Below are 20,054 nucleotides of genomic sequence, written 5' to 3'. Positions count from 1 at the left end.
TACCTGACACCGGCGCGCGGGTGTCTCTCGACATAGCGCACCCTGGCGAACCCTGGCGAATAGTCGCAAGGCATCTGACACGGGGTTACTGTCAACACAGCCGAGAACCTGGGGGCTTGACGTGACCGGAGAACCCAACACCCGCCTGTCGGACCTGTTCGGCCTTGCCGGCTGGTCCAAGGGCGAACTCGCGAGAATGGTGAACCGGAAGGCGGCGGCCATGGGCCATCCGCAACTGGCCACCGACACCTCGCGCGTGAGGCGCTGGATCGACATGGGGGAGTCCCCCCGCGATCCCGTGCCGAAGGTGCTGGCGGCTCTGTTCACCGAGCGGCTCGGTCGTGTCGTGACCATCGAGGACCTCGGGTTCGGCCGGCGCGGGCGTGCGGGGAAGCGGCGAGAGGCCGGGACGCAGGACAATCCCGAGCAACTCCCGTGGCCGCCCGAACGGACGGCAGCGGTCCTCACCGAATTCACGGGAATGGACCTCATGCTCAACCGACGCGGCTTGATGAGCGCGGGCGCGGTGCTCGCCGCCGGCTCCGCCATCGCCGGCCCCATGTACGACTGGCTGCACACCGACCCCGCACTGGCGGCACAGCCCCCGCGCGCCGGCGACCCCCTGCACGCGGACACGGCCGGCTTCGACCGGTACGAGGCCGCCCCCATCGGCTCCGAGGAGATCGAGGCGCTGGAGCGGTCCGTCGAGGTGTTCCGCGCCTGGGACGCCTCCCGTGGCGGCGGCCTCCAGCGCAAGGCCGTGGTGGGCCAGCTCAACGAGGTGGGCGGCATGCTCGCCTACCATCACCCCGCCCACCTCCAGAAGCGGTTGTGGGGTGTCGCCGCCAACCTCGCCGTCCTGGCGGGGTGGATGTCGCACGATGTGGGCCTCGAACCCACCGCGCAGAAGTACTTCGTCATCGCCGCCCACGCGGCACGCGAGGGCGGCGACCGCCCGCGCGCCGGCGAGGCCCTGTCCCGCGCGGCCCGCCAGATGGTCCACCTCGGCCGTCCCGACGACGCGCTGGACCTGATGAAGCTCGCCAAGTCCGGCTCCGGCGACGCCGTCCTGCCGCGCACCCAGGCCATGCTCTGCACCATCGAGGCGTGGGCGCAGGCGTCCATGGGCCGGGGTCAGGCGATGCGGCGCACGCTGGGCCGGGCCGAGGAGCTCTTCGTCTCGGACAAGGCCGATGTGCCCCCGCCCAGCTGGATGCAGATGTTCGACGAGGCCGACATGCACGGCATGCAGGCCCTGGCGTTCCGCACGCTCGCCGAACACGACCCCTCGGCGGCGGTCATCGCCCAGCGGCATGCGAGGCAGGCCCTGGAGCTGCGGGTCAACGGCCGCGAGCGGTCCAAGATCTTCGACTACATCTCGCTCGCCTCGGCGTGCTTCATCGCCGACGACCCGGAACAGGCCGACCGCTACGCCCGGCTCGCCCTGGTCACGATGGGGGAGACCTCCTCGCACCGGACCTGGGACCGGCTGCGCGAGATGTACCGGCTGACCGGGCAGTTCTCCGGCTACGGGAAGATCGAGGACCTGCGCGAGCAGATCCAGCTCGCCGTGCCGCCGAACCAGCGCAAGAAGCCGGGGAGCGCAGCGATCTGACGAGCCCGGGACGCGATGGGAGCACCGGGCTCCACCGAAGGGGGCTGTCGCTTCCCTATGCCCCGACGCGGGCGATCAGCACGCACGCGTCGTCCAGTCGCTCGGCCGTGCCGAACGCCTCGACGACGATCCGTACGCACTCCTGCGCCGAGCGGGCCTCGGCGAAGCGCGGGGCCAGCCCCAGCAGCGTGTCCGTGCCCGGGCGCGCACCACCGTGCCCGGCCGTGTCGTCGCGGGCCAGTCCGTCCGTGTGCAGCACCAGTACGTCGCCGGGCAGCAGGCGCGCCTCGACCTGCTCGTAGGCGACCCCGGAGGAGGCTCCGAGCAGCACCCCGTCCGGCAGCGGCAGCGGGCGTCCGTTGCCGTCGCGGAAGAGCAGGGGTGCGGGGTGTCCGGCCTGCGCCCAGTCCAGGGTGCGCGTCGCCGGGTCGAACCTGGCGCACACGGCACTGCCCAGCGCCGGCTGAATGGAGGTCTCCAGCAACTGGTTGAGGTGCCCGAGCAGGGCGCCGGGCTCGATGCCGGCCATCGCCATGCCGCGCACCGCGCCCATGACCACCGCCATGGCGGAGGTGGCCTGGACGCCGTGGCCGGTGAGATCGCCGACGGTGAGCATCGTCCTGCCGTCGGGCAGCTCCATGGCGTCGTACCAGCCGCCGCCGACCAGGGCGCTCGTCTCGGACGGCAGGTAGTGCGCGGCGAGGTCCAGGGCGCCGGGACCGTGCTCGGGGAGCCGGAGGGAGGTCTGCCACGGCGGGAGGACCGCTTCCTCCGGATCCGCCGCGGCCCGGTGTGCGGGGCCGGCGTCGGGCTGTTCGCGGCGCAGCGAGTCATGGGTGCGGCGCACCACCTGCTGGCTGCGCCGGAGCGCGCTGACATCGCGCAGGACGGCCCACATGGAGGCGGTGCAGCCGTCCGTGTCCAGGACGGGCTCGCCCATCATGTGCAGGGTCCGGACGCGCCCGTCGGTGTGCCGGATGCGGAACTCGCCGTCTATCGGCTTGCCGTCCACCAGGCAGTCCGTGACGAGCGCGGTGAGTAAGGGCTGGTCCTCTGGGAGCAGGCGGGAGGGCAGGGCGTCGAGCGAGAGCCCGCCCGCCTCCGGGTCGCGGCCGAAGATCCGGAACAGCTCGTCGGACCAGCTGACCTCGTCGGTGAGCAGATTCCACTCGGCGCTGCCGACCCGGCCGATCAGGGAGCCGACGGGCTCGTCGGCGGTGTCCGCGGGCTGCTCGGAGGGCTCCGCGGGCAGGCCGTCCCGGAGCTGCCCCAGATGGGCGCCGAGGTCGTCCAGGTGGTGCACCGCCAGCTCGCACAGCGCCCGCTGCCAGCGCGTCCGCGGATCGTCCTCGTCCACGCGCACGGCGTCGCGCCGCACCGCGTCCACGTCGCCGCGCAGCCGGCGCGTGCGGTGGATCAGCGCGTCGACCGCACCGCGCTCGGGCGGTTGCGGGGCGGAGCGGTCCGCGGAGAGGGGGGACGGCATGTCGTACTCCGATACAGGGCGGCACAACCAGTGACGAAGGGTGGACCGGATACGACTTTCGCACAGCCGGAAGAGGCCCGTAAGTGGTTTGGCAACACTCGATGCGTTCTTGCATCCGGCATATGCCAGCGGCTGACTGTAACCCATCTCTTTTCGAACAACCTTGCTGTCGGCGGCGGTTGGCGCAAGTCGCGAGGTGGGCGGCGGGTGGCGGCCGGGCGGGAATGCGGGGGAGGGGTGCCGTGTTGTACGGGCAGAACGAAAACGAATCCCGTTCCCATAAGGGTCCCGAGTTCGTGATCGTCATCGCGTACGACCGTCCGCGTCCAGGAAGGAACGCCTTATGAAGTCCCGTATCCACCCCGTCTCCCGTCCGGTGGTCTTCCGTGACCGCGCCGCCGGGACCGCCTTCCTCACCCGCTCCACCGCCGATTCCGAGCGGCGCGTGACGTGGGAGGACGGCAACAGCTATCCGGTCATCGACGTGGAGACCTCGTCGGCGAGCCACCCCTTCTACACGGGCGGCCGGCAGGTGCTGGACACGGCGGGCCGGATCGAGCGGTTCCACCGCCGTTACGACACCGGGGAGTCCGCCGCACGGTGAGCGGGAGACCCTGCGGGCCGCCCGCCCCGTGCCCTGGATCACAGTCCGGGGACGGGATTGCGGGGAACAGACAGTGGTGGTTTATCGTTCACCTATATGTGGATGACGCACTGAGCGCCCGCAATCAAGCCGCCCCGGCTGGATTCCCCCGATCCGGCCGGGGCTTCCCCTTTCCCGGCCCGCCCGCCGCCCGCCCCGGCCCCGCCGAAACCTCCACCAGCAGCGCGGCCACCGCCAGCGCCGCGGCCACCACCGCACCGCCCGCCGGCCACAGCCGCACCGTCAGCGCGGCGAGCGCGGCCCCCGCCACCACGGCGGCCAGCCGCCCGGCGGTCCAGCCGTCGTCGCCCCGCCACGCCCCCACCGCGAGGCGGCCGACGAGCGAGGTCATCGTGCCGGTGAAGTAGTTCGTGGGCGTCGCCCGCACCCGGCCCTGGACCCCCATCGCCAGCCCCATGAGCACCAGCAGACCCAGCCGGTCCGCGTCCGACGCCGCCGGCCGGGCCGCCCACAGCCCCGCCCCCGCCGCGAGCAGCACCACCTCGGCCAGCAGCATCAACGGCACCCGGCGCCACATCCGCTCGCCCACCAGCGCGGCACCGGCCACCCCGCAGCCGTACGAGACCAGCGCGGTGACCACCCGCAGCGCGACGCCCTCCTCGCCCGCCCCGGCGGCCGAGGCGCCCAGCAGCACCAGATTGCCCGTCATCACCCCGGCGAAGACCTGGCCGACACAGATGAAGACGAAAGCGTCCGCCGCCCCCGAGGCCGCCGACAGCAGCAACAGCGCGACGCGCTCCCGCGCCCTCACTCCAGCCCACGCGCCTGCCGGAACCTGGCCAGGCCCTCGGCCAGCTCCACCACCGGCTCCGGATAGCCCAGCCGCTCCCGCTCCTCGTCCGGCAGCTTCCACGGCTCGTGCACGGCGGACCCGGACACCGGCGACAGCTCCGGCACCCAGCGCCGGACGTACTCCCCGTCCGGGTCGAGCCGCTTGCCCTGCACGACCGGGTTGAGCACCCGGTTGGGGCGGCTGTCGGTGCCCGTGCCCGCCATCCACTGCCAGTTCATCTGGTTGTTGGGGATGTCGCCGTCCACCAGGAGGTCCAGGAAGTGGCGTGCCCCGACCCGCCAGTCCACGTACAGCGTCTTGGTCAGGAAGGAGGCGGTGAGCAGCCGGCCCCGGTTGTGCATCCAGCCCTCGTGGCGCAGCTGGCGCATCGCGGCGTCGACCATCGGGTAGCCGGTGCACCCCTGCCGCCATGCCTCGACCTCGTCGGCCGCGTCCGCCTCGGACCGCCACCGGTCGTGCTTGTCCCGGTAGTTCGCGTGCGACGAGGCGGGCCGGGCCGCGAGGACCTGGTAGTGGAACTCCCGCCAGCACAGCTGCCGTACGAACGCCTCGGCCCCCGCGCCGCCCGCCTCCCGGGACCGGTGCACCAGCTCGACGGGGGACAGGGTGCCGAAGTGCAGATGCGGCGAGAGCCGCGAGGTGCCGTCGGCCGCCAGATCGTCGTGCCGATCCTCGTACGAGGCGAGCCCGCGCCGCCGCCAGGCCGTGAACGCCTTGCGCCCCGCCTCCTCGCCGCCCTCCGCGAGCCCTTCCGACACACCGCGGACATCGCCGCGGGAGGGCACCTTCTCGGAGCGCGGCCCCTTGGGCACCCGCACGGTGCGCGGCGCGCCGAACACCTCGCGCAGCCGCTCCTGCGACCAGCGCCGGAAGTACGGCGTGAACACGGCGAAGTGGTCCGAGGAGGCGGGCGTCACCTCACCGGGCGCCACCGCCGTGACCACCCCGTCGTGGACGCGCAGCCGGCGCCCGTCCGCCTCCAGCGCCTCGCGCAGCCGCTCCTCGCGCCGGCGGGCGTACGCGCTGACGCCCGCCGCCACGTGCACCTCGTCGGCGCCGGTCTCCGAGGCCACCGCGCACACCTCGGCGGACACGTCCCCGGACCGGATGACCAGCCGGCCGCCCCGGTCACGCAGTCCGGCGTCCAGGTCGCGCAGACAGTCCGCGAGGAACGCGCGCCGGTTCGGGGCGTCGAAGCCGGCCGCCCCGATGGCGCTGTCCCGGACGAACAGGGGCACGATCTCGTCGGCGGACGCGAGCGCGGCGTGCAGCGGCGGATGGTCGTGCAGACGGAGGTCGGCGGTGAACAGGACGACCGCAACGGTCATGGCGTGACTCCAGATGGGGGCGGGGACAGCCATGCTGCCGTCCCCCCGCCGCCCCGGAACGCACCGATCAGGGCGACACCGCCGGTACCGCCCGTTCGGGTGACGTCCGGTTCTCCGCCGCCCGGGCGATGTTGCGCGCCATCCCGCCGAACACCACGGCGTGGAACGGCGACACACTCCACCAGTACGCGTGCCCGAGCAGCCCGCGCGGATGGAACAGGGCCCGCTGCCGGTAGCGCGACCGGCCCTCCCCGTCCCGCTCCACGTACATCTCCAGCCAGGCCGGGCCCGGCAGCCGCATCTCGGCGCGCAGCCGCAGCAGGCGCCCCGGTTCGATCTCCTCGACCCGCCAGAAGTCCAGCGAGTCGCCCACCCGCAGCCGGTCCGTGTCGCGCCGGCCGCGCCGCAGGCCGACCCCGCCCACCAGCCGGTCCAGCCAGCCGCGCACCGCCCAGGCCAGCGGGAACGAATACCAGCCGTGCTCCCCGCCGATGCCCTCCACCACCCGCCACAGGGCCTCCGGCGACGCGTTCACCTCGCGCTCCCGCACATCCTCGTACAGGCTGCCGCCCGCCCAGTCGGGGTCCGTGGGCAGCGGATCGCTGGGCACACCCGGCACCGAGGCGGAGGACCACCGGGTGGTGACCCGGGCCTCCCGGATCCGTTGCAGCGCCAGGCGCAGCGCCGTGTCGAAGGCGAACGGCTGCCCCGCGCCGTCGGGGACGTACCCCGCGATGTCGTGCTCCCGGCACACCACCTCGTACCGCAGGGACTCGGCGAGCGGCCGGGCGATCGACGCGGGCACGGGCGTGATGAGCCCGACCCAGTGGCTGGAAAGGCCCGGTGACAGCATCGGCACGGGCAGGATCAGCCGGTGCGGCAGCTCCGCCACCTCCGCGTACCGCTGCATCATGTCGCGGTACGTGAGGACGTCGGGGCCGCCGATGTCGAAGGTGCGGTTCACGTCCCGGGGCATGCGGGCGCTGCCCACCAGATAGCGCAGCACATCGCGCACGGCGATCGGCTGGATGCGCGTCGACACCCAGCTCGGCGTCACCATCACCGGCAGCCGCTCCGTGAGATAGCGCAGCATCTCGAAGGAGGCGGAGCCCGAGCCGATGATGACGGCCGCCCGCAGCGCGGTCGTCGGCACACCGGAGGCCAGCAGGATGTGCCCGACCTCGGCCCGGGAGCGCAGATGCGGCGACAGCTCCCGCTCGGACACGCCCTCGGGGGTGAGGCCGCCCAGATAGACGATGCGGCCGACCCCGGCGGCCCGCGCCCGCTCCGCGAAGGCGGTGGCGGCCCGCCGGTCGGTCTCCTCGAAACCGGCCCCGGTCGTCAGCGCGTGCACCAGGTAGTACGCCACGTCGATGCCGTCCATCGCCGGGGCGAGCGAGGCCGCGTCCGTGACATCGCCGCGTACGGTCTCGACGTCGCCGGCCCATGGCTGGTCGCGCAGCTTCTCCGGGGTGCGGGCCAGACACCGCACCCGGTGCCCGGCCGCCAGCAGCTCCGGGACCAGGCGGCCGCCGATATAGCCGCTGGCGCCGGTGACCAGGCAGTTCAGGGGTGCGTTGGCGTGATCGCCCGTCATGAGACCTCCGCATCGGGTCCGGATGCGCCGGGCCCCGCGCGACCGGCCCGTCGCGACCAGTCTGACGCCGGGAGGCCCGCCCCGCACGGCACGGGTGTGGTCCGGCGCTCGCGGGGCATCCGTCGCCCATGGACGCAGCGGCGGCAAGACCCAGGAGCGGTACGGCCCGGCGGAAGGGATGGGGGCGGCTCCTGCTGCGCGTCTCCATCCTCGTACTGGCCTTCGTGGCCATGGTCGGATTCTCGGTGGTGCTGGCGAAGGTGACGCTCACCCCGTCGCCCGCCTCCGAGGATCTCGTGAAGTCGAACCTGCACCCGGGCCGCTCCCTGCGGCAGTACGCCGAGGACTACACGTTCCTCGCGGCGTGCAAGCAGGCCGGCGGCAACCTGGTGCTCGGCATGCCCTTCGGCATCCTGCTGCCCATCCTCGTCCCGCGACGGCTCCGGATGCTCCGCATGTTCGTGCTGACCGTGGGGGTCATCGTCCTCGTGGAGCTGGTGCAGGGGGCGATCGTACGGGGCCGCGCCTTCGACGTGGACGACGTCATCCTCAACACGGCGGGTGCCCTGCTGGCCTATCTGTTCGTGGGGCGGCGCCTGAGCCACCGTTACCACGTCCTGGCCGAGGACCCGGAGCCCGCGCCGGAGGACCGCCCGGAGCCCGCGCCCCGTACGAAGGCGGCCTCGCGTGCGAAGGCGAAGCCCCGTACGAAGACCGCGCCCGGTACCAGGACCGCTCCCCGCCCGAAGGCCGCGACCGCACGCACCGGGCGGTCCGCGTCCGCCTGGTCGCGGCTGCGCCACGGCGTCCGCCGCAAGGCCGCGCGCGGCCGGTCCCGCAAGCGCTGACCTGCGGCGGCACGGCTACCCGATCGGCCCGTGGCCGATTGCGGACCGTGTCCGGGGGGCCGACGGTGGAAGGCCACCGGGAGTGCCGCGTACCGGCGCCCCGGTGGCCAGGATCGCGGGCCCGGCGCGCGGTCACCGCCGAGGAGGAGCGACATGACCGACGCCCAGTGGAGCCCGGGGCCGCGCGCCGGGGACGCCGACGAGTTCCGGCCCGTGCTGGACGTCGTGGAACCCGCCCGTCAGCGGCGGCTCACCGTTTTCTTCCGGCTGCTCCTGCTGATCCCGCACTTCGTCGTGCTGTTCTTCCTGGAGATCGCGGCCTTCTTCACCGTCGTGTTCGGCTGGTTCGCCGCTCTGGCGCTCGGCCGACTGCCCGGACCCGTCTACCGCTTCCTCGCCCAGGTCCTGGCCTACCGGACCCGGGTCGGCGCGAGCGCCATGCTCCTCGTCGACCGCTACCCGCCGTTCAGTCTGTCGCAGCCGCCGGACCACCCGGTCCGCATCGACGTCCGCCCGACGCGACTGAACCGGCTCGCTGTCTTCTTCCGGCTGATCCTGGTCATCCCCGCCGCGATCGTGCAGGGCCTCGCCACGTCCGGCTGGTCCGTCCTGGCGGTCCTGTGGTGGCTCATCACCCTGATCCTGGGCCGCATGCCCCGCCCGCTGTTCGAGGCCACGGCGGCCACCCTGCGTTACGAGATGCGGGTCTCCGCCTACTTCTCCCTGCTCAGCCCCGCCTACCCCAAGGGACTCTTCGGCGACGACGACCTCTCCGTACCGAGGGGACAGCCGCGCTCCGCCACCAGGCCGCTGGTCATGAGCAGCGCGGGCAAGGCGCTGGTGGTCCTCTTCCTGGTCCTCGGGCTCGTCAGCGGTGCCACGACATCCGTGACCCGCTCCGCCTCTGACGGCGACGACTACGGCATGGGCGCGTAAAACGACTCGCACGAAAAGCTGTTCAGGGTGCATGATCGCCGGATGACTTGGACCGCACCCTCAGCCATCCGTACGCCCGGCTCGCTCGTCGCCGCCGAACGGGAGATGCTCACCGGCTTTCTCGGCTGGTTCCGTTCGACCCTCCTCCAGAAGTGCGCCGGGCTCACCGGTGAACAGCTCGCCGAACGGACGGTGGAGCCGTCGAACCTGTCCCTGCTGGGGCTCGTACGCCATATGGCCAAGGTCGAACGCACCTGGTTCCGGCAGCGGTTCGCCGGGCAGGACCTGGAGCCCCTGTACGACCCGGCCAAGGGCAAGGACGCGGACTTCGAGGACCTGGACCCCGCCACGGCCGCCGAGGACTACGCCCGGCTGGTCGAGGAGTGCAGGCTCGCCGACGAGATCGTCGCCGGCGCCTCGCTGGACGACACCTTCACCCACGACGGGGAGGTGTTCTCGCTGCGGCTCGTCCACGTCCACATGATCGGGGAGTACGCCCGCCACATCGGCCACGCCGACCTGGTGCGCGAGCGGCTGGACGGGGTCACCGGGGCCTGAGGGGCCTCTGGGGGCGGGCTCGGGGCGGTCCGCCCTGCGTGAACCCGGCGGGCCGGGTCATACGAACCGTATGACCTCCACCGACTCGGCGACAGAACCGTCCACGAAGCCCGGCCCGGCCGACGACGGCCGGCGCCGCCGTCGCTGGGGCCGTGCGGCCGCCCTGGCGGCGGCCGCGCTCGCCCTGCTGCTCCTCGGAACCCGCCTCAGCCTGCTGCCCGGCCTGGGCGACATCTTCGGCGAGGAGACCCACGACCGCTCGGGCCCCGCGGTGCTCAAGTCGATCCAGGACATGAGCAGGTACGAGGCCGCGGCCGGCAACTTCCAGGTCGTGGTCGACCTGGAGAAGGACACCAAGTACGTCCCGGACGTGATCCGGGGCAGCCGCACGCTGTACGTCGGCGCCGGCACGGTGTCCGCGTACGTCGACCTCGGACGGGTGACGAGCGGGGGAGTGGTCGTGAACAAGGACCGCACCACCGCCGAAATCCGCCTCCCGCACGCGGTCCTGGGCAAGCCGGCGCTCGACCCCGACCGCTCCTACGCGGTGTCCAAGCAGCGCGGTCTCCTCGACCGGCTCGGCGACTTCTTCTCCGACAACCCCGGCAGCGAGCAGGCCGTCAACAAGCTGGCCGCACTCCACATCGGCGACGCCGCCAAGGAGAGCGGCCTCGCGGCGCGCGCCGAGAAGAACACCACCGCGATGCTCAAGGGACTGCTGGAATCCCTGGGCTTCGAGCAGGTCACGGTCCGCTACGGCACCGAGGACACCGGCCGTTCCTGACCGCGACACGACGGCGGGGGCGGATTACCCCGGCGGCAGAAGTCGTTGAAGCCATGATGAGATGCCGCGGGCGCCCCTGCGCCACGGCCGGACAGACCGACGACGGGAATGAACGCATGCCTCTCCAGGGCGAGTACGAGCCGAGCCCCTCCCAGTGGGTTCGCGACCAGGTCGAGCAGTACGAGAGCTCGGGCGGCACGGAAGGCACGACGATGCGCGGCATGCCCGTCATCGTCCTGACGACCGTGGGCGCCAAGAGCGGCAAGATCCGCAAGACCCCCCTCATGCGCGTCGAGCACGACGGCCGGTACGCCGTGGTCGCCTCCCAGGGCGGCGCCCCGACCCACCCCGTCTGGTACCACAACCTCAAGGCCGAACCGCGCGCCGAGCTCCAGGACGGCCCGGCGCGCCGCGACATGACGGCACGTGAGGTCACCGGCGCGGAGAAGGAGCAGTGGTGGGAGCGCGCGGTCGACGCGTTCCCCGACTACGCCGACTACCAGAAGAAGACGGACCGGCAGATCCCCGTGTTCGTACTGGAGCCGGTGGACGGAGGCCACTGAGGCGCCTCGGGATAGTGTCCAGCTCGGCCCCCAGGGGGTGGGGCCGAGCGGAAGGATGCGAAACCAGATGACGAAAGACAACGCCGACCTCGTCGCCTTCGTCAGGGCGCGCCTCGACGAGGAAGAGGACCTCGCACGTGCGGCCGGCGGCGACGCCTGGCGGTGCCCGGCCGAGACACCCGGCGAGATCCACGACCGGGGCGGCGCGATCGCCTTCACCCTGCGCACCCACGGCCACGCCTACGACCGGCACATCGTCCGCCAGGACCCGGCCCGGACGCTCCAGCGCATCGAGACCCACCGGGTCCTCCTGGACGAGTACGCCGAGGTCGCCGCGCTCGACGTGGACCGCCCGGAGCGCGACTTCGCGTCCGGCCGGGCCTTCGGCCTGGGCTTCGTGGTCCGGCAGCTGGCCGCCGAGAACGCGGGCCACCCGGACTACCTGGTGAAGTGGCTGCCCCGGTTCACCCAGTAGGCGGGAGGCCCGCCGGCTCAGAGCGCTTTCGTCCCGTGGTCGCCCCTGGTGGTCACCTGGTCGCTCCGCTCCTGGAGCCGGCGGGCCTTGTCCTGGAGGCGCTGCCGCTCCTGCGGGTCCGATGTGCGTTCGGCGGTCTCCCGCATCTCCTCGGCCTTCGCCCGGATGCGCTCGGCCCGGCCGCCGGTCTCGTCCGCAACGCTCATGATCACTCCAGGTTCTCGGTGGAGAGCCGTCCATCTCAGCGAACCAGGGCGCCCGCACGCCCGCATCCCGAACGCGGGACCCGGCCCCAGCGGTGTCCGAATGTGACAGGGAACCGTCATTGCGGCCACCGGTGCGGTTGACGAGGATGGAGCCATGTCCACCGCACACCGCGTCGTCATCGCGGTCTTCCCAGGCGTCGACCTCCTCGACGTCTCCGGCCCCGCCGAGGTCTTCGCCCTGGCCAACCGGGTGTCCGAGGGCCAGGACCGCTACGAGGTCCGGCTCGCCGGGCCCGAGGCGGGCGAGGTCCGCACCTCGGCGGGCGTGCGGCTGCTGGCCGACCTCACCTTCGGCGAGGTGGGCCGGGAGGTCGACACCCTGCTGGTGCCCGGCGCGGTGGACATCACCGACGACGGGCCCGTCGCCCGGATCGACCCGGACATCGTGGCCTGGGTGAAGGAGACCGCCCCGCACGCCCGCCGGGTGGCGTCCGTGTGTGTCGGCGCCCATCTGCTGGCCGCCGCCGGGCTCCTGGACGGCAGGACGGCGACCACCCACTGGTCGACCGCCGCCCAGCTCGCCGCCGCGCACCCGGAGGTCACGGTGGACGCGGACCCGATCTTCGTACGCGCCGACCGGGGCAGGGTGTGGACCGGCGCGGGCATCAGCGCCTGCCTGGACCTCGCGCTCGCCCTGGTGGCCGAGGACCTGGGCGAGGACACCGCGCTCGCCGTGGCACGCCAGCTGGTGATGTACCTCAAGCGGCAGGGCGGACAGAGCCAGTTCTCCGTGCCCCTGAGCAGACCGGCCGCCTCCCGGCGCGAGATCGACGCGCTGCGGCTGTGGATCGCGGACCACCTGGACCAGGACCTGTCCGCACCGGTGCTCGCGGCGCGGATGTGCCTGAGCGAGCGCCACTTCGCCCGGGTCTTCAAACAGGAGACCGGTGTCTCGCCGGCCGCCTATGTGGAGTCCGCCCGCGTCGAGGCGGCGCGCCGGCTGCTGGAGACGACCGACGATCCGCTCGACCGGGTGGCATCCGCCGCCGGGCTCGGGTCGGCGGAGACCCTGCACCGCGTGTTCCGGCGGCAGATCGCCACCACACCGGCCGCCTACCGCCGCCGCTTCCGCACCCACGCGGCCTGACCGCTTCGCCCCCACACCTCTTACCCGGCACGGCGTACGGCTTCGCCATGCCCGCTAACCCTGCCCACCACCCCGAGAAAGGCACCACCATGACCACGAACCAGCCCTCCGCGACCCTCCGCGAGGTCTCCGGCCTGGACGCCCGCCTGCCCCGGCTGAGCGAATCCGTCCTGATCCTCATCGACGTCCAGAACACCTACCGCACCGGCGTCATGGCCCTGGACGGCGCCGAGGAGGCCGTCGCGGCCTGCGCGCGGCTGCTGGAGCGGGCCAGGGCCGCCGGCGCCCCGGTGATCCATGTCATCCACGACGGCGGCGAGGGCTCCCCGTACGACATCCGCGAGCACATCGGCGCCCTCAGCGACGAAGTGGCGCCCCGGGAGGGCGAGGCGGTGGTGGTCAAGCAGTTCCCGAACTCCTTCCACCGCACGGAGCTGGAGAAGACCCTCACCGCCCTGGGCGCGGAGCCCGGCAGCGGCAAGGACCTGGTGCTCGCCGGGTTCATGGCCCACATGTGCGTCACGCACACCGCGCAGGGCGCGTTCAACCTCGGCTACCGGCCCGCCGTCGTCGCGGAGGCCACGGCGACCCGCAGCCTGCCCGCGCCCGACAGCACGGTGGTGGCGGCCGGCGTGCTGAAGACCGCCGCCCTCACCGCCATAGGGGACCTGTTCGCCCCCGTCGCCCCCACGGTGGACGACATCCCGGCCTGACGGCGACGGCCGCCGGGCGCGGAGGTCAGCGCTCGACCGACGTGGTGGTGAAGCGGTCGCCGCAGACGCGGATCTGCGGGTCCCGCAGGGTCAGCGCCTCCTTGGAGCCCGGCGGGTACACCCGCAGGTAGGCGCCCTGCTTCCAGCAGCCGCCGTCCGCGATGCCCTGGTTCAGCGTGTGCAGCACGACGTGCGCCGTCTTGCCGGCGGCCAGCTCCGTCGCCCCGTGCGAGGCGCCGTCGCGCTTGGCCGGGGCGCCGATGACCTGGCCGTCACGCTGGATCAGGGACACGCCGGGGAAGCCGTTCAGGGTGCAGGAGTGCCCGGACTTGTTCACGAACGTGACCTCGTAGTAGACCTGCCCGGCGCCCCCGTCGCCCTGCTTCACGCTCATGCCCAGCCCGTCGGCCGTGCACCGCGCCGGACCGGCGGCGTCGGCCCCGGACGACGCGCCGGACTCGCTGGGCGCGGCGGCGGAGGACGGCGCCTTCGCCGGGGGCGAGGCGGCCGGGTCGGACGGCTGCGACGAGGTCTGCGCGGGGCCCGTCGTCCCGGCGTGGGCCGCGGGCGAGGCCGCGTCCTTCGATCCGGAGCCGTCGTCGTTGCAGCCCGCCGCGACGAGGGCGAACGACATCATCGCGACGGGCACGAGGAGGCGGCGGTGGAGCGTACGAGTGGTGGTGCGAGAAAGTGTGCCCATAACGGGCGCCTGCTCGAATTTCTGTGATGCCAATCTGATGATCTGGCAAAAAATCCCGTGGACCGGTCAACAGCCCCGAAAAAGGCCGCTCACCGCCTCCGGCGCGACCCGGTCACTCCGCATCCGGCCGGACCACCGGCAGCCCCGCCGTCTCCGCCGCCTCGGCCAGCACCTCGCGGAGCATCCCCGGGGTGAGTCGGCCGGTGAAGACGTTGCGCTGGCTGACGTGGTAGCAGCCGAACACCGTCAGCGGGTCGTCCGCCCCGTCGGCCGGTTCCAGCACCGTACGGGCGCCGTGGCCGAACACCGGCCTGGGGCGGGGGATCCGCCGCCCGGCCCGTTCCAGGGCGGCCAGGGTCGCCTGCCAGCCGAAGCCGCCGAGCACGACGACCGACCGCACCGTGGGCCGCAGCAACTGGAGCTCCCGGGCCAGCCACGGCCGGCACGTGTCCCGCTCGCCCGGCGTGGGGCGGTTGGCGGGCGGCGCGCAGTGCACGGGGGACGTCACCCTGACCCCGTACAGTTCGAGCCCGTCCGCCAGGTCCGTCACCGTGGACCGGGAGGCCAGCCCCAGCTCGTACAGCGTGGCGTACAGCAGGTCCCCGGCCCGGTCGCCGGTGAACATCCGACCGGTCCGGTTCCCGCCGTGCGCGGCCGGCGCCAGGCCCGTGATGGCCAGGGCGGCGTCGGGGGGCCCGAAGCCCGGTACGGGACGCGCCCAGTACTCCCAGTCGCGGAACGCGGGGCGCTTGATACGGGCGGCCTCCTCCCGCCACTCCACCAGGCGGGGACAGGCGCGGCACGCGACGAGTCGCCCGTCCAGCTCGGACAGCGTCCGGGAGCGGGCGGCGGCCCGTACGGGGTAGTCATCGCTCATCGAAACGAGCGTACCCAGCGGGAACGGCCGGCCTACCCGCCCCACGACTGAGGCGCCGCCCCGGATCCGCCGTGCCCGGGCCAGGTCCGCAGCTTCTCCGGGTTGCGTACCGCCCAGATGCGGTGCACCCGCTCCCCGGCCAGGCCGAACGCGGCCACGGTGACCGTGATCCCGGCGTGCTGGGCGACCAGGCCGGGCCGACCGTTCACCGTGCGTTCCAGCAGCAGGAGCTCGGGGACCCTGTCCGCGAAGTGGACCAGGTACTGGGCGACCCGCTCGGCACCCTCGACCGGGCGCAGGGCGGCCCCGGCCAGCCCGCCGCCATCGGTGATCATCGCCGCCTCCGGGTCGAGGAGGCCGATGAGCGCCCCGATGTCCTTCGCCTCCCAGGCGTCCCTGAACGCCCGCACCAGGGCCGCCTGTCCGGTCGCCGGGACCGCCTCGGCGCGGGCGTCCCGGAGGCGCCGGCGGGCCGAAGCGGCGAGCTGCCGGCAGGCCGGGGCGCTCCGGCCGACGATGTCCGCCACCTCCGCGAAGGGGTACCGGAACACGTCGTGCAGGACGAACGTCACCCGCTCGGCCGGGGTCATGGCCTCCAGGACCACCAGGAACGCCATGTTCACTGACTCGTCCAGGGTGACCCGGTCCGCGGGGTCCGCACGGTCCTCGCGGCCGCCGTCGCCGCGACCGCCGGCCCACTCGGAGCGGTCCGGCAGCGGCTCCGGTATCCACTCGCCGACGTAACGCTCCCGCCTGACCCGCGCCGAGCCCAGCACATCGAGGCAGACCCGGCTGGCCACCGTCGTCAGCCACGCCCCGGGCGACACGATGGCGTCCCGCTGCTCCGGCGACATCCCGTACCACCGGGCGTACGTCTCCTGTACGGCGTCCTCCGCCTCGGCGACCGAACCGAGCATCCGGTAGGCGAGGTTCATCAGCTGACGCCGCTCGCCGATGACGGCGCTCAGGTCCGGCTCGGAAGGTGTGCTCATGTGGGTGACCGCCCCTGGTCGTCGTCGGACCGTCGAGACAGTACCGATCCACCGCCGCGAGGCAGAAGAGAGGACCGCGTCATGGCCGCACCGACGATGGCAGCACCGAGCAGGACCACGCCCGCGAGGCGGCGGATCGCCCCGCCCCATCCTGTACGCGACCGGCTTCCTCGTACTCGCCTCGGTACAGGTCGTGCTGGGCATCGCCCACGCGGTCGCGTGGCATGTCCCCCTGGGCGTCCTGATGTTCGGCCTGAGCACGGTGGCACTCGGCCACGCGGTCTTCACCCGGATGCTGCGGCGGGCGGCCAGGGGATAGCCGGGGGTGGCCATTGATCCTGCCGATGGGGGGTACGCGCCGGGGACCCCACGAAAGGACGACGCGTGTCCCCACAGCGGAAGAACATCTTCGTACTCGGCCTGGACGAGGCGAACCTGCCGACCCTGAACGCCGTCCCCGACGCCGTCGGCTACCGGTTCCACCCCCTGCTGACCATCGAGGAGTTGCAGGGGGGAGAGGTGTCGGTCGCGGACCTGATGGACCGGGCCCGCGCCGTGCTCGACGCGCACGAGGGCACCGTCGACGCGATCGTCGGCTACTGGGACTTCCCCGTCAGCACGCTCGTGCCGATGCTCGGCCGTGAGTACGGCACCCGCACCACCAGCCTGGAATCCGTCGTCAAGTGCGAGCACAAGTACTGGAGCCGGCTGGAGCAGAAGAAGGCCACCGACGCCCTGCCCGGCTTCGGCCGGGTCGACCTCGACAGCACCGACCCGCAGCCGCCCGAGGGCGTCGGCTTCCCCATGTGGCTCAAGCCCGCCCTCGCCTACTCCTCGGAACTCGCCTACGGCGTCAAGGACATGGCGGAGTTCCGGGCGGCTGTCGAGACCATACGCGAGGGCATCGGCCGGGTCGGCAAACCCTTCGACGAGGTGCTGGAACTTCTCGACCTGCCGCCGGAGATGGAGGGGATCGGCGGACAGGTCTGCCTCGCCGAGGAGGCCATGACCGGCATCCAGGTCGCCGTCGAGGGCTACGCCAACAACGGCGAGGTCACCGTCTACGGGGTGCTCGACTCCATCAACTACCCCGACTCCCCGTGCTTCCTGCGCCACCAGTACCCGAGCACCCTGCCCCCCGCGGTGGTCCACCAGCTCCACGAGGTCAGTGAGCGGACCATCCGTCAGATCGGCATGGATGCCGCCACCTTCAGCATCGAGTACTTCTACGACCCGAAGACCGGCCGGGTCAGCCTGCTGGAGATCAACCCGCGCCACTCCCAGTCCCACGCGGAACTCTTCCACTACGTCGACGGCGTCCCCAACCACCACCGGATGATCCGCCTCGCCCTGGGCGAGGACCCCGTGGTGCCCGGCGGCGACGGCCCGTACCGCATGGCCGCCAAGTGGTACTACCGCTGGTTCGGCGAGGGAACGGTCCACGAGGTCCCCACCCCGGAGCGGATCGCGGCCATCGAGCGCGAGATACCCGGCGTACGCATCGACATGGTCCCCGCGGAGGGGCAGAAGCTGTCCACCGTGCCCGGACAGGACAGCTACAGCTACGAGATCGCCCACATCTTCACCGGAGCGGACGACGAGGAGGGCCTGCGGCGCAAGTTCGACCGGTGCGTCGCCGCGCTCGGCCTCACCTTCGAGGACACCGAACCGGGCGGCCGCGACGCCAAGGCGTCGTGAACAGGGCCGCGAAGAGGAAGGAGCAGAGCACAGGTATGCGACACGTCGACCGACTGCCGTACGAGGTCAGCCAGCAGGACCACGTCACCATCACCATGTCGGACGGGGTCCGGCTGTCGGCGCGGATCTGGCGCCCCGTCACCTCCGACCGCCAACCGGTCCCGGCGATCCTGGAGGCCGTCCCGTACCGCAAGAACGACCTGACCTCCACCCGCGACGCGATCCACCACCCCTACATCGCGGGCCACGGCTACGCCTGCGTACGCGTGGACGTGCGGGGCACCGGCGAGTCCGAGGGCGTCCTGCTGGACGAATACCTGGAACGCGAACAGCGCGACGCCGAGGAGGTCCTTGCCTGGCTCGCCGAGCAGCCCTGGTGCGACGGCAAGACCGGCATGATGGGCATCTCCTGGGGCGGGTTCGCCGCGCTCCAGGCCGCCGCCCGCCGCCCGCCGAGCCTCGGCGCCATCGTCATCGCGTCCTTCACCGACGACCGGTACGCGGACGACATGCATTACGTCGGCGGCGCGATGCTCTCCGACAACCTGGCCGAGGCGGGCACCATGTTCGCCTACTCCACCTGCCCGCCCGACCCCGAGGCCGTCGGTGACCGCTGGCGGGACATGTGGCACGAACGGCTGGACTCCGCTCGCCCCTGGGTCCTCGAATGGCTGCGCCACCAGGAACGCGACGACTACTGGCGGCACGCCTCGCTCAGCGAGGACTACCAGGCGCTGCAATGCCCGGTACTGGCCTCCAGCGGCTGGGCGGACGGCTACTCCAACGCCGTCACCCGGCTCCTGAGCCGCGTCGACGTCCCGCGCAAGGGCCTCATCGGGCCCTGGTCGCACAAGCTGCCCCACCTCGGCGAGCCGGGACCGGCCATCGGCTACCTCCAGGAGGTCGTGCGGTGGTGGGACCACTGGCTCAAGGGCGTAGAGAACGGCGTCATGGACGGGCCCATGATCCGCGCCTGGATGCAGGAGAGCGTGCCCCCCTCCACCTCCTACCAGGAACGGCCCGGCCGCTGGGTGGGGGAGCCGAGCTGGCCGTCCCCGCACATCGAGGAGGTGCCGTACGCGCTCCGCGACCGCGGCATCGTCCGCGGCGACGAGGCCCCGGCGACCGGGGCGCAGGAGCGCGTCCACACCGTGCAGTCCCCGCTGTCCGTGGGCCAGTTCGCCGGCAAGTGGGCCTCGTACAACGCCCCGCCGGACCTGCCCTACGACCAGCGCGAGGAGGACGGCGGCTCCCTGGTCTTCGAGACCGCGCCGCTGCCCGAACGCGTCGAGATCCTGGGCGCGCCCTCGGTGGACCTGCTCGTCTCCTCGTCCCGCGAGACCGGGCAGGTCGCGGTGCGGCTCTCCGACGTGGCTCCGGACGGCCGGGCGACACGGGTCACCTACGGGGTGCTCAACCTCGCCCACCGCTCCGGCGCGGACCGGCCCGAACCCCTGGAGCCCGGCGAGGCATACCCCGTACGGGTCCCGCTCAACGGGGTCGCCCAGGTCTTCCCGGCGGGCCACCGCATCCGCCTCTCGCTCTCCACCTCGTACTGGCCGCTGGTCTGGCCGGCCGCCGCACCGTCCTGCCTGAGCGTGTACGAGAGCGGCAGCCGCCTCACGCTGCCCGTCCGCCCGGCCGGGGCACCGGACGGGATGCCCGAGGTGCCCTTCGGCGAGCCGGAGGGGTGCGCGCCGCCCGAGGTCACCCAGCTCACCGAACCCGAACAGGCGTGGACCGTGTCCAGGAACCTGGTCGACTACCACTCCGCGCTCGACATCGTGAAGGACCGGGGCATCCAGCGGTTCGAGGAGAACGGCATCGAGGTGGGGCTGCGGGCCTGCGAGAAGTACACCTCCGTCGCGGACGACTTCGGCTCGGTGAGCGGCGAGTCCGCGTGGACCATGCGGTTCCGGCGTACCGACTGGGACGTACGCGTGGAGACTCGCACCCTGCTGACCTCGGACGACACCGCGTTCCACGTGGACGCCACGCTCGACGGCTACGAGGACGGCCGGCGGGTCTTCTCGCGCACCTGGAACGAGAGCGTGCCGAGGTCGAATCTCTGACC

20 protein-coding genes and 1 pseudogene are annotated in these 20,054 nt (G+C 72.7%); 13 read left to right on the top strand and 8 right to left on the bottom strand.

What is annotated here, in order from left to right; translation table 11 throughout:
* Nucleotides 1-121: 121 nt before the first annotated feature.
* On the top strand, nucleotides 122-1,615 hold the full coding sequence (locus tag ACIQZN_RS10380; RefSeq protein WP_403990278.1) for a hypothetical protein: 1,494 nt from the start codon (nucleotides 122-124) through the stop codon (nucleotides 1,613-1,615).
* A 55-nt stretch (nucleotides 1,616-1,670) separates the two neighbouring features.
* Here ACIQZN_RS10380 and ACIQZN_RS10375 read toward each other — a convergent pair whose 3' ends face one another.
* Nucleotides 1,671-3,101, bottom strand: coding sequence for a PP2C family protein-serine/threonine phosphatase (locus tag ACIQZN_RS10375; protein ID WP_403990276.1), 1,431 nt, complete (start codon nucleotides 3,099-3,101; stop codon nucleotides 1,671-1,673).
* A 343-nt stretch (nucleotides 3,102-3,444) separates the two neighbouring features.
* Between ACIQZN_RS10375 and ACIQZN_RS10370 the strand changes: the two genes are divergently transcribed.
* Nucleotides 3,445-3,705 (top strand): type B 50S ribosomal protein L31, encoded by a 261-nt coding sequence (locus ACIQZN_RS10370; protein WP_403990274.1) that lies wholly within the window; start codon nucleotides 3,445-3,447, stop codon nucleotides 3,703-3,705.
* Between the two features lie 124 nt (nucleotides 3,706-3,829).
* Here the strand turns inward: ACIQZN_RS10370 and ACIQZN_RS10365 are convergent, their stop codons facing one another.
* The 3 genes from ACIQZN_RS10365 to ACIQZN_RS10355 form a co-directional block, all read right to left on the bottom strand.
* The gene (locus tag ACIQZN_RS10365; RefSeq protein ID WP_403990863.1) at nucleotides 3,830-4,489 is read right to left on the bottom strand and encodes a YoaK family protein; all 660 of its coding nucleotides are present in this window, start codon (nucleotides 4,487-4,489) and stop codon (nucleotides 3,830-3,832) included.
* Nucleotides 4,490-4,512: 23 nt separating this feature from the next.
* Entirely contained in the window at nucleotides 4,513-5,886 is a 1,374-nt protein-coding gene (locus ACIQZN_RS10360) for a cryptochrome/photolyase family protein (protein ID WP_403990272.1), read from the bottom strand.
* Nucleotides 5,887-5,953: 67 nt separating this feature from the next.
* The gene (locus ACIQZN_RS10355) at nucleotides 5,954-7,483 is read right to left on the bottom strand and encodes an SDR family oxidoreductase (RefSeq protein ID WP_403990270.1); all 1,530 of its coding nucleotides are present in this window, start codon (nucleotides 7,481-7,483) and stop codon (nucleotides 5,954-5,956) included.
* A gap of 128 nt (nucleotides 7,484-7,611) precedes the next feature.
* Here ACIQZN_RS10355 and ACIQZN_RS10350 point away from each other — a divergent pair, with 128 nt between their 5' ends.
* The 6 genes from ACIQZN_RS10350 to ACIQZN_RS10325 all read left to right on the top strand — a co-directional run bounded on the left by ACIQZN_RS10350 (nucleotide 7,612) and on the right by ACIQZN_RS10325 (nucleotide 11,647).
* Nucleotides 7,612-8,331, top strand: coding sequence for a VanZ family protein (locus ACIQZN_RS10350; RefSeq protein WP_403990268.1), 720 nt, complete (start codon nucleotides 7,612-7,614; stop codon nucleotides 8,329-8,331).
* A 153-nt stretch (nucleotides 8,332-8,484) separates the two neighbouring features.
* Complete coding sequence (locus ACIQZN_RS10345) at nucleotides 8,485-9,267, top strand: DUF4389 domain-containing protein (protein WP_403990266.1); 783 nt, start codon at nucleotides 8,485-8,487, stop codon at nucleotides 9,265-9,267.
* A 42-nt stretch (nucleotides 9,268-9,309) separates the two neighbouring features.
* On the top strand, nucleotides 9,310-9,825 hold the full coding sequence (locus ACIQZN_RS10340) for a DinB family protein (protein ID WP_403990264.1): 516 nt from the start codon (nucleotides 9,310-9,312) through the stop codon (nucleotides 9,823-9,825).
* A 70-nt stretch (nucleotides 9,826-9,895) separates the two neighbouring features.
* Nucleotides 9,896-10,609, top strand: coding sequence for a DUF4230 domain-containing protein (locus tag ACIQZN_RS10335; protein ID WP_403990263.1), 714 nt, complete (start codon nucleotides 9,896-9,898; stop codon nucleotides 10,607-10,609).
* A 116-nt stretch (nucleotides 10,610-10,725) separates the two neighbouring features.
* The gene (locus ACIQZN_RS10330) at nucleotides 10,726-11,172 is read left to right on the top strand and encodes a nitroreductase family deazaflavin-dependent oxidoreductase (RefSeq protein WP_403990261.1); all 447 of its coding nucleotides are present in this window, start codon (nucleotides 10,726-10,728) and stop codon (nucleotides 11,170-11,172) included.
* Between the two features lie 67 nt (nucleotides 11,173-11,239).
* Entirely contained in the window at nucleotides 11,240-11,647 is a 408-nt protein-coding gene (locus ACIQZN_RS10325; RefSeq protein WP_403990259.1) for a DUF6221 family protein, read from the top strand.
* Between the two features lie 17 nt (nucleotides 11,648-11,664).
* On the opposite strand, the gene ACIQZN_RS10320 is transcribed toward ACIQZN_RS10325, so the two are convergent.
* Nucleotides 11,665-11,853: a DUF6381 family protein gene (locus ACIQZN_RS10320; protein WP_403990257.1), complete on the bottom strand. Its 189-nt coding sequence runs from the start codon at nucleotides 11,851-11,853 to the stop codon at nucleotides 11,665-11,667.
* Between the two features lie 154 nt (nucleotides 11,854-12,007).
* On the opposite strand from ACIQZN_RS10320, the gene ACIQZN_RS10315 reads away from it, so the two are divergent.
* Nucleotides 12,008-13,000, top strand: a complete 993-nt coding sequence (locus tag ACIQZN_RS10315) for a GlxA family transcriptional regulator (RefSeq protein WP_403990255.1) — start codon at nucleotides 12,008-12,010, stop codon at nucleotides 12,998-13,000.
* An 89-nt stretch (nucleotides 13,001-13,089) separates the two neighbouring features.
* The gene (locus ACIQZN_RS10310) at nucleotides 13,090-13,713 is read left to right on the top strand and encodes a cysteine hydrolase family protein (RefSeq protein WP_403990253.1); all 624 of its coding nucleotides are present in this window, start codon (nucleotides 13,090-13,092) and stop codon (nucleotides 13,711-13,713) included.
* 25 nt (nucleotides 13,714-13,738) lie between these two features.
* Here ACIQZN_RS10310 and ACIQZN_RS10305 read toward each other — a convergent pair whose 3' ends face one another.
* The 3 genes from ACIQZN_RS10305 to sigJ all read right to left on the bottom strand — a co-directional run bounded on the left by ACIQZN_RS10305 (nucleotide 13,739) and on the right by sigJ (nucleotide 16,282).
* Entirely contained in the window at nucleotides 13,739-14,413 is a 675-nt protein-coding gene (locus tag ACIQZN_RS10305) for a DUF4232 domain-containing protein (protein ID WP_403990251.1), read from the bottom strand.
* A gap of 112 nt (nucleotides 14,414-14,525) precedes the next feature.
* Nucleotides 14,526-15,290, bottom strand: coding sequence for a uracil-DNA glycosylase (locus ACIQZN_RS10300; RefSeq protein ID WP_403990249.1), 765 nt, complete (start codon nucleotides 15,288-15,290; stop codon nucleotides 14,526-14,528).
* Between the two features lie 32 nt (nucleotides 15,291-15,322).
* Complete coding sequence (gene sigJ, locus ACIQZN_RS10295) at nucleotides 15,323-16,282, bottom strand: RNA polymerase sigma factor SigJ (RefSeq protein WP_403990247.1); 960 nt, start codon at nucleotides 16,280-16,282, stop codon at nucleotides 15,323-15,325.
* 127 nt (nucleotides 16,283-16,409) lie between these two features.
* Between sigJ and ACIQZN_RS10290 the strand changes: the two are divergent.
* The 3 genes and pseudogenes from ACIQZN_RS10290 to ACIQZN_RS10280 all read left to right on the top strand — a co-directional run.
* Nucleotides 16,410-16,601 (top strand): annotated as a pseudogene (locus tag ACIQZN_RS10290) (hypothetical protein); the annotation flags it as partial.
* A gap of 65 nt (nucleotides 16,602-16,666) precedes the next feature.
* The gene (locus ACIQZN_RS10285; protein ID WP_403990245.1) at nucleotides 16,667-17,980 is read left to right on the top strand and encodes an acetyl-CoA carboxylase biotin carboxylase subunit family protein; all 1,314 of its coding nucleotides are present in this window, start codon (nucleotides 16,667-16,669) and stop codon (nucleotides 17,978-17,980) included.
* A 35-nt stretch (nucleotides 17,981-18,015) separates the two neighbouring features.
* Entirely contained in the window at nucleotides 18,016-20,052 is a 2,037-nt protein-coding gene (locus ACIQZN_RS10280) for a CocE/NonD family hydrolase (protein WP_403990243.1), read from the top strand.
* Nucleotides 20,053-20,054: the final 2 nt, after the last annotated feature.

The sequence above is a fragment of the Streptomyces sp. NPDC097595 genome (assembly GCF_044761525.1).
In the GTDB taxonomy this organism is placed as follows: domain Bacteria; phylum Actinomycetota; class Actinomycetes; order Streptomycetales; family Streptomycetaceae; genus Streptomyces; species Streptomyces drozdowiczii_A.
The sequence above is the reverse complement of the archived record's forward strand: the minus strand, read 5'-3'. Positions and strand labels throughout refer to the sequence as shown.